Source organism: Paenarthrobacter sp. CCNWLY172 (assembly GCF_037402035.1).
GTDB lineage: Bacteria > Actinomycetota > Actinomycetes > Actinomycetales > Micrococcaceae > Arthrobacter.
Map to the genome: position 1 here is coordinate 447844 of NZ_JBBEGB010000002.1, position 13492 is coordinate 461335.

Annotated in this window: 15 protein-coding genes and 1 pseudogene; 8 read left to right on the forward strand and 8 right to left on the reverse strand. The window is 64.4% G+C overall.

Going from position 1 to position 13492, the window contains the following annotated elements; translation table 11 throughout:
• The first annotated feature begins 1 nt into the window (after window position 1).
• Window positions 2-769 carry a tyrosine-protein phosphatase gene (locus tag WBN73_RS04770; protein WP_337339439.1) on the forward strand — a complete coding sequence of 256 codons (768 nt, stop codon included), beginning with the start codon at window positions 2-4 and terminating at the stop codon, window positions 767-769.
• On the forward strand, window positions 762-1379 hold the full coding sequence (locus WBN73_RS04775) for a TetR/AcrR family transcriptional regulator (protein WP_280627246.1): 618 nt from the start codon (window positions 762-764) through the stop codon (window positions 1377-1379). The genes WBN73_RS04770 and WBN73_RS04775 overlap by 8 nt, the downstream gene beginning before the upstream one ends.
• A 5-nt stretch (window positions 1380-1384) precedes the next feature.
• Here the strand turns inward: WBN73_RS04775 and WBN73_RS04780 are convergent, their stop codons facing one another.
• Window positions 1385-2122: a GAF and ANTAR domain-containing protein gene (locus tag WBN73_RS04780; protein ID WP_207596675.1), complete on the reverse strand. Its 738-nt coding sequence runs from the start codon at window positions 2120-2122 to the stop codon at window positions 1385-1387.
• Window positions 2123-2387: 265 nt separating this feature from the next.
• Here WBN73_RS04780 and WBN73_RS04785 point away from each other — a divergent pair, with 265 nt between their 5' ends.
• Window positions 2388-2801 (forward strand): hypothetical protein, encoded by a 414-nt coding sequence (locus WBN73_RS04785; protein ID WP_337339438.1) that lies wholly within the window; start codon window positions 2388-2390, stop codon window positions 2799-2801.
• Here WBN73_RS04785 and WBN73_RS04790 read toward each other — a convergent pair.
• From WBN73_RS04790 to WBN73_RS04805, 4 genes are read right to left on the reverse strand one after another with little or no spacing between them, the layout of a single operon-like run.
• The gene (locus WBN73_RS04790) at window positions 2798-3817 is read right to left on the reverse strand and encodes a LacI family DNA-binding transcriptional regulator (RefSeq protein ID WP_207596674.1); all 1020 of its coding nucleotides are present in this window, start codon (window positions 3815-3817) and stop codon (window positions 2798-2800) included. The genes WBN73_RS04785 and WBN73_RS04790 overlap by 4 nt on opposite strands.
• A gap of 24 nt (window positions 3818-3841) precedes the next feature.
• Entirely contained in the window at window positions 3842-4603 is a 762-nt protein-coding gene (locus tag WBN73_RS04795; RefSeq protein WP_443193238.1) for a cupin domain-containing protein, read from the reverse strand.
• Complete coding sequence (locus WBN73_RS04800; RefSeq protein WP_337339638.1) at window positions 4590-5582, reverse strand: PmoA family protein; 993 nt, start codon at window positions 5580-5582, stop codon at window positions 4590-4592. The genes WBN73_RS04795 and WBN73_RS04800 overlap by 14 nt, the downstream gene beginning before the upstream one ends.
• Before the next feature lie 42 nt (window positions 5583-5624).
• On the reverse strand, window positions 5625-6731 hold the full coding sequence (locus WBN73_RS04805; protein ID WP_337339437.1) for a Gfo/Idh/MocA family protein: 1107 nt from the start codon (window positions 6729-6731) through the stop codon (window positions 5625-5627).
• A 203-nt stretch (window positions 6732-6934) separates the two neighbouring features.
• Between WBN73_RS04805 and WBN73_RS04810 the strand changes: the two genes are divergently transcribed.
• Both WBN73_RS04810 and WBN73_RS04815 read left to right on the forward strand, forming a co-directional pair.
• On the forward strand, window positions 6935-9286 hold the full coding sequence (locus tag WBN73_RS04810; protein WP_337339436.1) for a glycoside hydrolase family 3 N-terminal domain-containing protein: 2352 nt from the start codon (window positions 6935-6937) through the stop codon (window positions 9284-9286).
• A gap of 50 nt (window positions 9287-9336) precedes the next feature.
• Complete coding sequence (locus WBN73_RS04815) at window positions 9337-9837, forward strand: GNAT family N-acetyltransferase (protein WP_337339435.1); 501 nt, start codon at window positions 9337-9339, stop codon at window positions 9835-9837.
• A gap of 122 nt (window positions 9838-9959) precedes the next feature.
• Here WBN73_RS04815 and WBN73_RS04820 read toward each other — a convergent pair whose 3' ends face one another.
• From WBN73_RS04820 to WBN73_RS04830, 3 genes are read right to left on the reverse strand one after another with little or no spacing between them, the layout of a single operon-like run.
• Entirely contained in the window at window positions 9960-10649 is a 690-nt protein-coding gene (locus WBN73_RS04820) for an SDR family NAD(P)-dependent oxidoreductase (protein WP_337339434.1), read from the reverse strand.
• Window positions 10646-11335 (reverse strand): hypothetical protein, encoded by a 690-nt coding sequence (locus WBN73_RS04825; protein ID WP_337339433.1) that lies wholly within the window; start codon window positions 11333-11335, stop codon window positions 10646-10648. The genes WBN73_RS04820 and WBN73_RS04825 overlap by 4 nt, the downstream gene beginning before the upstream one ends.
• 54 nt (window positions 11336-11389) lie before the next feature.
• Entirely contained in the window at window positions 11390-11755 is a 366-nt protein-coding gene (locus WBN73_RS04830; RefSeq protein WP_337339432.1) for a hypothetical protein, read from the reverse strand.
• Between the two features lie 260 nt (window positions 11756-12015).
• Between WBN73_RS04830 and WBN73_RS04835 the strand changes: the two genes are divergently transcribed.
• The 3 genes and pseudogenes from WBN73_RS04835 to WBN73_RS04845 all read left to right on the forward strand — a co-directional run.
• Window positions 12016-12447, forward strand: a complete 432-nt coding sequence (locus WBN73_RS04835) for a VOC family protein (protein ID WP_337339431.1) — start codon at window positions 12016-12018, stop codon at window positions 12445-12447.
• On the forward strand, window positions 12444-12938 hold the full coding sequence (locus WBN73_RS04840) for a DinB family protein (protein ID WP_207596666.1): 495 nt from the start codon (window positions 12444-12446) through the stop codon (window positions 12936-12938). The genes WBN73_RS04835 and WBN73_RS04840 overlap by 4 nt, the downstream gene beginning before the upstream one ends.
• 44 nt (window positions 12939-12982) lie before the next feature.
• A pseudogene (locus WBN73_RS04845) lies at window positions 12983-13492 on the forward strand (HNH endonuclease signature motif containing protein); the annotation flags it as partial.

A 13492-nucleotide genomic window follows, 5' to 3' on the forward strand; every position in this document is an offset into this window, starting at 1 on the left:
TGTGGAAACTTTGGATCTCTCTCCCGTCAACCTGCGCGACCTTGGCGGCCTGCCCGTTTCCGGCGGTACCACCCGTCCCGGCGTACTGCTCCGCAGTGATGATGTCTCGGTGATGCCGGCGGCTTTCGCCCAGCAAATGATCGACGACGGCGTCACCTCGGTGATCGATCTCCGCTCACCGGAGGAAGCACTCTTCACCGGGCGGGGCCCGTTGACTGTACCGGGCGTAAGCTACCATCACCTTGCGTTGACGGCGTCGGTTTCATCGCCGGAGGACATCAGCCACGAGATGATGACCGCAGCCACTACTCCTGCACATGTGGGCGCTTGGTACGCCAACCTGCTCGAGACCCAGGCCCGGCAGCTCGCCCTCGGCGTGACGCTGGTAGCCATGGCCGACGGCGCCACCGTCTTCCATTGCGCGGCCGGCAAGGATCGTACGGGAGTGTTCGCCGCCGTCGTGCTGTCAGCATTGGGCGCTACGCCGGAAACCATCTCCGCCGACTACGCCGTGACGGCCACCCGCCTGCCGCAGCTGTTCCCCCGGCTCCGGGCGATCATGGGTGGTCTCATGCCGGACCGGGTCCTTGACGAGGAAGCCATCAAGGGCATGGGCGCCATGATGGGCGCCCATGTGGAATCCATGGAGGCGATGCAGAAGGTGCTGATCGAGCGGCACGGGAGTGTGCTGGAGCCTGTGCGGCGTGCCGGGCTGTCGGACGCGACCATAGCGCAGTTGCGTGAGCGCTTGGTGATTGCCGATGCCTGACACCGCCGCCGTTGCGGATCGTCGGCCGGGCAGGCCGCGTGACACCGCACTGGAGTCCACCGTCCTTTCCTCCACAGTGGAGCTGTTGCTTGAACGCGACACACGGGACGTGACCATCTCAGCGATTACCGAGCGTTCAGGCGTGAGCCGGGCCGCCCTGTACCGTCGCTGGAGCAGCCGCGAAGAGCTGATCGCCGCGGCTTTGGACAGCGTCCGGTCCAGCATCGGCTTCCGGCGAAAGGACACCACACTGGAGACGATCCTCGCCTCGTATGAAGAAGCAGCGATCGACGTCGACGGCCGCGTGGGCGCGCTGGTGAAGAAGCGCGTGGCCATGGGCCTGGAGAACGATGAACTCCGTGCGTTGTCCTGGAACCGCCACGTCTCCCGGCGCCGCGAACCGATTGCGGCGGAAATCCGCCGCGGAATTTCCGCCGGTGAGCTGGCGCCGGACGTGGATGTGGAGGCGATGATCGACCTCATCAACGGGCTGTACTACTACCAGTTCGTGGTGCGGCCTGCAGGTTCCGATGCCGCGTCCATCGCTGAAACCCGGGAGCGTGTGCGCAACGCCGTGAAGCTGGTGTGGGACGGGGCGTTGCGGCGGTAGGGCCCCTACTCCTCGAAGTGCGTGGTGATCTTTCCTGACGAGACGGCCGCGATGATGGACTTCGCCAAGTGCCGTAGCTTGATGTTGCGGTTGCTGGAGGCGGTGCGAAGGATGGTGAAGGCCTCTTCCTGGCTGCACTTGTTCTGCGCCATGATCGCTCCGACAGCGAGGTCGATCACGGTGCGGGACTGCATGGCTGCCGCGAGGTCGTTCCGGGCATCGCTGAGTTGCGCGATCTTCAGGGCGAGGCGCAGCGACTTCGAGGCATGCGAGGCGAAGACCTCTGCATGCTCCACGTCGGAGTCACTGAACGCATTTGCCCGCTCCGAGTAAAGGTTGAGGGCGGCACGTGTATCGCCCTCCACCAGAAGCGGGACACTGAGGATTGACCTCAAACCCTGGTGCGATGCAGCTTCGACGTAGTCCGGCCAGCGGTGCTCACGCAGGAGGTCCGGCACCAGGACGGAAGTCAGCTTGTCCATGGCCGTGAGGCACGGGCCCTCAAAGTCGTTTTGAAGCTCGTCCATCACGCGGGCACGGTCGTCACTGCTGGCCGCGGTAGCGGACTTCTTACGGCGCAGGACGGTGATACCGCAGAAGACGGTGGAGTCAGGATGCGAGAGGCTTTCGGCTGAGAAAGCCGCTAAATCGCTGAGAAAAGCCTCTACATCTTCGCTGCCCAGGACGAGATCTAAAAAGTATCCATTCTGGAGAGCTTCCTGCTCAGGGCGGGGGTTGACCATGCACGTTCCTACTGACTGAAATGCGTCCCCAGCAGACAGCAAAGGAGCGAAAAGGGCCGCCCTCTGCAAAACGGTCTGGCAATACCTTATCGCCCAACGATCAACGGTACAAAGTGCGGCGCGTAAGGTCCTGACCTGCGGCGACGCAACCCAAAAGGAGCCACTTTGTCAACCCCGGTACGGGTTTCACATCACCGAAAAAGTAAGTAGGCTTACTATGCAATCGGGTCCGGCACACGGGCCTTTCGTGCAAAGGAGTTATCTGATGGGCGTAGAAGACAGCATCCGCAAGGCAACCGAAAACGCGATGGAAGACCTGGCCGGCACGTCCGATCCCGTGGACGACGGCCACGTCCCCGAGCCGGGCAAGAAGGACGACGACATCCAGGTCCATTCGTCCATCAGCGAGGGTTCCAACGCCATGGACGAGGACCTTTCTCCGGAAACCAACTCCAAGGGCCGCCACCGCGGGCCCGGAGAACCAGACGCCGGCACCACCTCACGCCGGACAGGGTCCGACGGCGACACCCGCCAAGCCAGCGAAACCGACGACGACGTTCCGGCGGCCCCGGGAGACGTCCCGGGACCGGCGGGGTTGCCCGACGGAGATCCCGACGACCTCCGCGCAGACCCCTCAGAGGGCGGCGGGGATCCGTCCACGAGCATGGGCCGGGGCTAAGAAACAGGAGCCGTCGAGCCCCTCACCACCAGCTCCGTTCCCAGCTCGATCCGCTGCGGCAACTCCTCGTCACCCTCGAGGTGCCGGAGGAGCGCGCGCATGGCGGTTTCAGCCATCTGCACCACGGGCTGGCGGACGGTGGTGAGGCCGGGTTCGATCCATTCCGCAGCGGGGATGTCATCGAAGCCGATGATGGAGAGGTCCTCGGGAATACGCAGGCCAGCTGAGCGCGCGGCACGGTAGGCGCCGAGAGCCTGGGCGTCGTTGCCAGTAAAGATCGCGGTGGGCTTGTCTGCCAGGGAAAGCAGAGCCTCGGTCCCCCGTGCCCCGGATTCGGTGGAGAAGTCGCCGGGCACCATCAACGACGGATCAACGTCCACGCCGCCTCGCCGCAGCGCAGCCAGATACCCGTCCTCGCGTGCACTGCTGCACTGCAGATCCTCACGGCCACCGATCATGCCGATCCTTGTGTGGCCAAGCTTCAACAAGTGTTCTGTGGCCGAGAACGCACCGTCCCAGTTGGCGGCACCCACGGTCATGAGATCCGGTCCCGGCTGCCCCACGGGGTCGATCAGGATCACCGGAATGCCGAGCGACTTGATGCGCTGAATCTGCTTCGAGTCCAGTTCGTACACGGCGAGCAGCACGCCGTCGGACTTTCGCTCCGCAAGGTTCGCCAGCCACGGGCGGATCCTGGACCCGTCCAGCGACAGGCTGCTGACCACAGTGCCGTACCCGGCTTCCTGGGCGACCCGTTCCACGCCTTCGATGATCTCGCACGCCCATTCAGAGCCCATGCCCGGGAACACGAGGTCGATGAGCCCGGCCTTCTTGCTGCGCTTGGCGGGGCGGCGGGCGTAGTCACGCTTGGCGATGATTTCTTCGACCCTTGCGCGGGTGGCTGCCGCGACGTGGGCATGGCCGTTAAGGACTTTGGAGACAGTGGGAACGGAGACGCCGGCCTCCCGGGCGATCTCGCTGATCGTCGCCCGTCCCGAGTCCTGCTTGGTTACCATGGTCCCCACCTTCCCGGCCGGGAATCACGTCCCGGCGATGACAGTTTCGGAAAGTTCCCACGCCTGGATCCGACCGCACATGCCGTAGATCCTGCGGGTTTTCCGTTCGCCCATCGTAGTCCTCGCGTCCTGCATGTAGAAACTTTCCATGGACTCGAGAGACAGCAAGTGCTGCCCTGTCAGGGTGGCCTGCCGCTCTGCGCCGTCCGTGAGGTACCCGCGCCACGTCCCGGCTTTCCCCTGCACCAATCGCGCGGCGGCAGCGTGAAAGTCGGCGAGCGCAGCGGCCCCGGATTTTTGGACTGCCGTTTTCAGCTCCAGATAACCCTCCAACGCCAGATCACGACGGCGACGCGCGGCCGCCTCCGCAGCCGCGTCACCGCCGTCGGCGTTCTTCGACAGCAGCGCGGCGGCGCGTGCGTACGTCTCGTGATCCACCAGGTGCCTTGGCGGGAAGGTCATCACGGCGTCACCGTTCTCGGGGAGCCCGGCATTCTGCATCACCACCAGCACCCTGAGGTCGCCGGAGTCATTGATGGCGCGATGCACCGTACCCGGCGTAAACCAGACCACCGTCCCGGGCGCCAGCGGCGTGGAGGTGAACCCGCGGGAATCCAAGGTCTCCAGGCGGCCGAAACCCTGCTGCACCACGTACGCTTCAGTGGACGCAGTGTGCAGGTGCGGGGAGCCTCCGGCCGCGCCATCCAGCCCGGGCCAATCGTAAATGCTGACCTCGGAAACCGCAGTGGCCCCCGGGAACGATGTGCACATCTTAGGCCCAGGCATCCAGTGCAGCTTTGGCAGCGTCGGCGAGCGCAGCTGCCTTTTGGTCTTCCAGCGCCCCGTCAGCAATCACGACGGCGTAGCGGTACGTCAGCGGCTGGCCCTCCTTGAGCGGGACTACTTCGCTGAAGAACGGTGCCGAGCCGAGGCAGGCAAACATGGACGAGCGGGCGAACCACTGGTTGGACGCGCCAGGGTTGGCCTGGTCCTCGACGAACAGGATGCTGGACTGCCGGCAGGTGACATCGTGCTGGCCGGTAAAGGCGATCCACGGAGAACGGGTGCCCATGAATTCGTCGGCACCGGTCCCCTTGTCGGATCGGAACTGGCCGCCGGTGAAGGACCTGGGTCCGCGCCAGAACAAGCCGCCATACCCTGCGTTGTCGCGGCCTTCGGTAGTGGGGCTGCCGATTCCGATCTCCGCACCGGAGACGTTGTCCATGGTGGTTTCGAAGAGCAGAGCCCACGCGTTTCCGGTGGCGAGCAGTTGGATGGCGAAACGGCGCTGTTCCCTGATGAGGGGTGCGCCGGCCTGCCCTTGTGTGGCCGGCTGGGTTTCGGCCGGCTGGGTTTCGGCAGGCTGGGCAGTCCACAGCAGCGATTCCGCTGCGGTGATCCCCGTCCCGAGTTCTTCGATGCTGGTGAAGGCCTCGTGGTTCATGGCGCCGTTGTTGTCCAGGTTCGAGTAGCCGGTCTCGCGGGTGTACGTGGCTCCGCCCCAGAAATTGTGCTCGCCCACGTTCGGCAGCGCCCACGACAGGCCCTTGTGCCACACGTGATCCCACGGCCTGGAAATAGTGACCTCGTCTCCCTCCAGTGTGGTGAGGGGATGGAAAAAGGGGCGGGGACTTTCGTACTGGTCGTCTGTGGGACGGTACGCGTACGTGGCGATCTGCTGGTCTCCGACGGTGAACGTCAAGGAGTGGCCGTTGTCGGTGTAGCTGACGGTTTCGGTCAGGGTGGTCTGGGCTGTGGCGGTCATGGCTGTGGTGGTCATGTGGGATCTCCGGTTCGGGTGTGGGCTTCAGGCGCGGGCTGTGGAGGCCAGGACGCGGGTGCCGCGACCTTCACCGTCCATGCCCTCGTAGAAAGCGTGGCCGGGGACGATGTCCCCGCGCCGCACGGGGTGGCCGGTAAAGGCCGAGGCGTAAATCGCGGCAGCGAACTCCAGTGTTTGCCGGGCAGAGTCCGCGTCGGCTGGTAGCGGCAGTCCGGCGTCGAGCGCGTCATACATCGCCAGGAACTGGGCGGAGTGTCCGCTGCCCCGCTCCAACGGCTTTGCGCTCCAGGCGGCAGACACTTCGTCTTCGTGTCCTGGCGCGGCCGTGATGGTCCAGTCCTTGGTGCCGTAACCGTAGAGGTGGCTGAGTTCGATGGTGGCGAATTCGCAGTCGACGCGGATGTCCGAGGTTTCCCTTGGCGAGAGCAGCGAGTTGATGACCGTGGCGGCGGCGCCGTTTTCGAAGCGGACCAAAGCAGCGGAGAAGTCTTCGGTGGACGTGGCGCGGGCTTGCCGGGATGCGATGGCGGTGACCTCCTCCCACGGGCCGAGCAAGTGGAGGAGAAGATCGAACTGGTGGATGCCGTGGCCCATGGTGGGTCCGCCACCCTCGGCCTTCCAGGTGCCACGCCAAGGGAGGTCGAAGTACTCATCGGGCCGGTACCAGAGCGTGTCGCAACGGGCCACGAGCGGACGGCCAAAATCGCTGCCCCCGATCAGGGCCCTGGCGGCAGCCGAAGCGTCACCGAAACGGTGTTGGAAGACGCACGAAAACTGGGCCCCGCCCTGTGTTTGCGCGTCGTCGAGGCGATCGAAGTCGGCCAGGCTGAGCGCCGGCGGCTTCTCGGACAGGACATGGACGCCGGCTTCGAGGCACTCAATAGCTTGGTCGATGTGCATCATAGGCGGCGTGCAGAGGTGCACGATGTCCGGTTTCGACTCTGCCAGTAGCTCGGTGAGGCTCTGGTAGCGGCCGGCAATGCCATGGTCGTCAGCGAAGGCCTGCAGGCGGATTTCGTCAACATCGCACGCGGCCACCAACTCCGCCCTGTGATCGGTCCGGGCCAGGTTGGACGCGTGGACTGCCGCGATCCCGCCAGCGCCGACGATGGCCACTCTGTACGTGTGCATGGTTCTCCGATTGACGTGGATTCATTTCCGAAAGTTTCTTATTTTTCTGCAAGGCCTGCCGCGCCTTTGGATGCACTGCTTCCGCCTCAGTCCTCAACGCTATGAAGATGCCGCGGACGAAGTCAAGGTTTTTCTACTATGGAAAGTAATTGGATGTTTCTGATAGTTTCTAAAAATCATCTGCAGAATCCAAGGAGAAGCCTGTGAGCACCGGCGCCGCCGATCAGCAATCACTTGCCCGCGTTCCGGCGTCGGACGTCGTAGAGCACCTCATCCGCGAAATGACACTGGAGGAGAAGCTCGCCCAACTGGTGGGCGTGTGGGTCAATGCCTCCACCGACGGCGATTCCGTGGCTCCGCTGCAAAGCCAGATGGCGGGAGACGCCCGCTCCTGGGATGACATCATCGCCGACGGACTCGGGCAGATCACGCGTATGTACGGCACCGTTCCGGTTGACCCCGCTGAGGGCGCGCACCGGCTGGCGGCCGCGCAGGAGCAGATCATGGCCGCTTCCCGCTTCGGCATCCCCGCGCAGGTCCACGAGGAATGCTTGGCCGGGCTGGCCGCGTGGAAGGCAACGGCTTTCCCCGTTCCGCTCGCCTGGGGGGCCACCTTCAACCCTGACTTGGTACGGGAGATGGCAACCCGGATCGGTGCGGGTATGCGGTCTTTGGGCGTCCATCAGGGCCTGGCCCCCGTCCTGGACGTGGTGCGGGACCTCCGTTGGGGCCGCGTGGAAGAAACCATCGGCGAAGACCCGTATCTGGTAGGCACGGTGGCCACAGCGTACGTGCATGGCCTGGAATCCACCGGCATCGTCGCCACCCTCAAACACTTCGTGGGCTACTCAGCCTCCCAAGCCGGCCGTAACCACGCGCCCGTCTCCATGGGCCCCCGCGAACTCGCCGACGTCATGCTGCCGCCGTTTGAAATGGCGATCCGCCACGGCGGTCCCCGCTCGGTGATGCACGCCTATACCGACGTCGACGGCGTACCAGCCGCCGCGAACCGCGCCCTGTTGACGGGGCTGCTTCGTGAGGAATGGGGCTTCACCGGGACCGTGGTGGCTGACTACTTCGGCGTCGCGTTCCTGGACGTCACGCACGGCGTGGCCGCAGACTCCGGTGACGCTGCAGTGCTGGCCCTGAGCGCGGGCGTCGACGTTGAACTTCCTACGGTGAACTGCTTCGGTGAGCCGCTGCTGCGTCGCATCCGCGAGGGTGCGTTGGACGAGTCCGTGGTGGATGACGCCCTGCGCCGCGTTCTGAGGCAGAAGGCGGAGATTGGGTTGTTGTCGCCGGACTTCTCCCCTGTCCCCGGAGCGATGTCCGGTCCAATCGACCTTGATCCGGCGGAGAACCGGGCATTGGCGCGTGAGCTGGCCTCCCAGTCCCTGGTGCTGTTGAGCAACCGGGAGTTCGATGGAGCTCCGGCGTTGCCACTGCCTGTCGCGTCGACCGGTTCGCTGGGTGTTGTCGGTCCGCTGGCTGACGATCCCTTCGCGATGCTTGGGTGCTATTCCTTTGACGCGCATGTTGGAGCTTCACATCCGGACGTGCCGATGGGAATCTCGGTTCCGTCCGTGGCCGGCGTTGCTTCCGGACGGTTCGGGTCAGTGGCTACATCGGTCACCGGAAACTGCGAGGCCGCCACTGAGGAGCAGATCGCCGAAGCCTGCCAGGTGGCATCCTCCGTGGACACGTGCGTGGTGGTGGTTGGCGACAACGCTGGGCTGTTCGGCAGGGGTACGTCCGGCGAAGGTAACGATGCCGCCGACCTTCGCCTTCCCGGCGACCAACACCTCATGCTGGACCGCATTCTCGCTGATTGCGCAGATTCAGGAACGCGCACGGTGGTGGTGGTCCTCAGCGGGCGACCCTACGCGCTGGGCGACTTCGTGGAGCGTGCCGACGCGATCGTCCAAGGCTTCTTCCCAGGCGAAGAAGGAGCCGAGGCGCTCTGGGACGTGCTCACCGGCGTCGTCAATCCGTCCGGAAAACTGCCCGTATCAGTGCCGCGCTCCCCCGGCGGCCAGCCCGGCACGTACCTGCATTCGAAGCTCGCTGGACCCTCAGGGGTAAGCGCCCTGGACCCCTCGCCGTTGTTCGGTTTTGGGCATGGCCTGTCCTACACAACGATGGAGTTGTCGGAGCACCAATGCAGTGCACCGACCATGTCGACGTCGGACTCGGTCACCGTCAGCTGCACGGTCACGAATACTGGTTCCCGTAGTGGCGCAGAGGTCGTGCAGCTGTACTTGGAGGATCCGGTGGGTGAAGTGGTTCGTCCCCTCCGCGAGCTGATCGGCTACGCGCGCGTCGAGCTTCCAGCAGGGGGTTCTGCCGAGGTGGAGTTCCTGGTTCACGCCGACCGGACCTCCTTTACCGGCCTGGACCTTCACCGAGTGGTGACGCCGGGTTTGGTGAAGCTGCACGTCTCGACGTCCAGTACTGCTGACGCCCACACGCATGAGGTGATCCTGCACGGGCCGCGCCGCGTGGTGGGGTTCGAGCGGGAGATGCTGACGCCGGTGGAAGTGCGGACTACGGCCTGAGCGGACGCTCTTATCCTTCTTGTCCGCTCTGCTGAAGGTAGGCTGCGGACATGCTCCCCCACCCGACAGCCCGGCTCCGTTTCCGCCAGATGACGATGGCTGATCTCGATGCGATGAGCTTGATGCTCGGTGATCCAGACGTGATGACCTACTACCCCTCCCCCAAAACCCGTGACGAAGCCGCTGACTGGATCGCATGGAACCAAGCGAACTACGCGCGCCACGGGTACGGGTTGTGGATTATGGAAACACACGACGGCGACTTCGTGGGCGACTGCGGGCTGACCTGGCAACAGGTCAACGGGCGGTCCGAACTCGAGGTCGGGTACCACGTCCGCCGAGAACTTCAGGGACGCGGGTATGCCTCGGAAGCGGCGCTGGCGTGCCTGGAATTCGCGCGCGACGTGGTGGGGGTTGGTCTGCTCGTGGCCATCGTCCACCCGGACAATGCCGCATCACGCCGAGTAGCTGAGCGGCTGGGGATGCGGCACCTCGAGGACGATCTGGGCGGATCTGTGGTGCGAACAGTGATGGGCGTGGAGCTGGGCTAATGCGCGTACCGTCCCCACCCACTTTGGCTGCAGGCAGGCCCAAAATCAGTCGATATGGGTTGCACATCGGCCTAACCGTGGTCAAAGAAGGTCATGAAGGCACAGCCAGATGTTTAGCGCCGCTACCAGGCGAGGTCGGCCGCCCCGAGTGAGACGAAGCGCGGTGATGTGCTGTCGCCGGAATCAACCAGTTCCCGCAGCTCTTGGGCCGCGACCCGCGGATCCTTGGAGGCGTCAGACTGCCCCATGTCAGTGGCCAGCTTGCCAGGATGAACCGCCCAGCAGCGCACCCTGCCAGCGAGGTCGTGGGCGAAGGAAATGGTCAGCATGTTCTGCGCAGCCTTGGAGATTTTGTACGCGTAGCTCGTGGAGAGCTCCGCGTAGTCACCCCGTGCTTGGGCCGCCATCGAACCCAGGCGGGACGTGACGTTAATGATCACCGGATCCGGTGCGGCCAGCAGGTTCGGCAGGATGGCCTGCACCAGACGCAGGGGTCCAGCAACGTTGACGTCGACGGCGTTGAGAACGCCTTCCGTTGCTATGTCACCGGGTTCGGCGTACTGAGCCCCCTGGGCAGCATTGTTGATGAGTACGTCAACGGATCTGCCCCGGATGGTTGACAGCAGCTCGTCGGACGGCTGGTGCCGGACATCCTGTGTAACCGCGGTGACATGCTGTCGGCCGGCCCACGTGGTGGGGGTCCGCGTGACTGCGACAACCGCCCAACCGGCGTCGGAGAATTCCTCCACCAACGACTTCCCCAGACCGCGGCTGGCACCTGTAATGACGGCGAGCCTTCTGCGTGGCGTCAAGCGAACCGCACGTCCGTGTCCGGGTCCTTGCGGGAATCCAACACGCTGATGATCTTGCTCTCGAGCGCGGCAACGGTCGCCTCCGGCAGCACGATCAGGCCATCGAGTTCCTTGCGGGCCCGCTTGTAGGCGGTTTGCCGTTCGGCAGGGGTGGCGGCAGTGTCTTCCGCGATGCGCAGCAGCTTCCTTGCGGTCGCAAGTCGTTGCCGTTCGGGGCCACTGAAGTTGCCGTCCTTGATGCGCCGGGCCTCCCGCTCGGCGACATCGAAAGCGAGTTCGTAACTGTGGACAGCTGCGCGGTACTCAGCCAGCCGGGCCGGCGTCGAAATCTCTTCAGGAGTGGCGGGCCGCAAGCCGTCGGCCTCTTTCTTGGCGCGCAGGAACGCGACGGTGAGCGGCTCTCGCACGTCAGTCATGAGGGGGAAGTCAATAAGGTTGCCGACGTCGAGCTCGTAATCAAGCCATCTGTGGTTCACCGAATCATGCGCGTCAATCAGCGAGACTACCTCGGCCTGGTTGGCCTCCTCGTGCACCGCCAACTGGTTCTTCAACTTCAGCAATTCCACCTTGCGGCGGTGCCGTTCCTCGCTGGCTTTCGACCACGACCTCGCCCAGCCACCAGCCATCCCGCCGATAGGGAAAATGAGCCACCAGTAACTGCCAAGGAAGTCGAAGAGGGGTTCCACTGCTCCATCCTCCCACCGGCCCGGACCGGGGCTCAACAGGACTGGCCAAGTTGGCTACCTTGTGATGGTCAGTGGCTTCATCGGCTCCGCACAAGAGGCTCTCTCAAGCTCCGCCTCACCCTGGTTCGCCCGGTTGTTCGTGCCTGTGTCATCGCACCAGTCGACACCATAGGGCTCGGCCTTCACGGCCATGACACCCGGAGCTGCCAGCAATGGGACTTCGATGGTGACCACGAAACCGCCCGCGTCAGTCATGGGAGCCATGGTGTTGAGGACGTCTTCTCCTGAAGCGTCCGTCAAGACGACACGAACCTGCGCGTTGGGTCCATAACGGGGATTGCATTTCGCCTCCGGCGCCGAGACCGTCACCATGTCACCCGGCCTCGCCGACGAAGGGGACACTTGGTAATCGGGAGGCATGCACGGCAGCGAACTTAACGAAGGGCTACACCCGACAGCCCCCATCGTAAGGAAAAGCGCCGACGCCAGCATCCATGACTCTGTGCCGCGTGACTTGGACTGCGCTGGTTTGGCCATACCTTCATTGTTGGCGGTTCCGGCACCGCGCGGACACGGTCGGCATCGAATGGCACCCGAATCGTTGCATGGCTCCGCCAACGTTGTTGCACCAACCGCCCCAGGCGAGTGCCGCCGTCGTACCCTCCCGCTAGGCTTCCCCTATGGACCAGCGACTGCATTTCCTCACGTTCGCCACCAAGGATCTCGACGCCGCCCGCGCCTTCTATAAGGACGGGCTCGGCTGGGATCCGGCCATGGACGTTCCCGGCGAGATCCTCTTCTTCCAGATCGGGCCAGGGCTGATGCTCGGCCTGTTCGACGCCGATAAGTTCGACCAGGACCTCGGCGCCACTGCTCCGACGGCGGGAGTCAGCGGAGTAACGCTGTCCCACAACGTCCGCAGCCCCGAGGAAGTCGCCAGCACCATCGATTCCTTGGTGGCGGCCGGCGCGTCGGTTTTGAAGCCGGCGCAGGCAGGCGCGTTTGGCGGCATCTTCCACGGCCACGTCAAGGACCCCAACGGCATCGTCTGGGAGATCGCGCACAACCCCGGCTGGGGAATCAACGACGACGGCACGGTGGTTTTCGGATGAGCGCGCTCCCGCACACCTCCACTGAGGATGTCATCAACCAGGACGCCCGGACCCAGTTCGACACATTCCTGGATGAGCATCGCAGGGCCCTCACCGAGTGCCTCGATGGACTTACTGAGGAACAAGCACGACGCCGGCTGGTCGCCTCGCGCACCACGCTCCTGGGCCTGGTGAAGCACGCCACCTTCGTCGAAAAAGTGTGGTTCGACGAAGCCATCACGTGCAGGACCCGGGCCGAGATCGGCATCCCAGCGACGCCGGACGATTCGTTCATCCTGGACGATAACGACACCATTGCCAGCATCCGAAGCGCCTATGCCGCGGCTTGCTCGGCATCCAGGCAGGCGGCGGCCCAATTGGGCCTCGACGACCTTGTGCTAGGGAACCGCCGCGGCCCGCTCCCCCTCCGATGGGTGTACCTGCACATGCTCCGCGAACTCGCCCAGCACTGCGGGCACGCGGATATTTTGCGGGAGCAGATCACCCGGTAGCCGGGCGCCCTAATAATGTCGGACCCCCCTGAGATGCTTGATTCATGGGAGCAATCGGGCAGGTATTGGCAAGGCGGGCAGGCTCGCCCCGCGGCCATGCGCTGCTTCGTCAAAGAGCCCTCACATCTCTTAACGGGCCTGCCCGGGTCCCGGCATTCAAGCTCACGACGGCGGTAGGCCAGGATGCGGATACGTCCAGCGGCACTGGGCTGCTTCTCGGTCTGAGTCCGATGGCGCGGTCCTCGGAGTCGGGTTACGCTGGCGGCCTGAGCTCCGCAGACGTTGCTCCGGGCTTGCGTGTAGTTCCGGTTGCGGACATTAAGCGCGCGGCTGGCTTTGTCGATGCGGGCCAACCCTCTCCCGACGTCGTAGACGTACCACTTGCGCAGGCCGGTGCAATCCTGACATCCCTTCGTCAATCCGTCATTCCTAAAACCCGGTTGTTTGGGTTTGTGGAGGCAGCGGATTTTGCCGGCGAGGTCGAGGAGATCGCCCGGTCGGTGGAGTACTTGCAGGTGGTCGCGGCGCAGGCTGTGGAACGGACCCGGACCGAA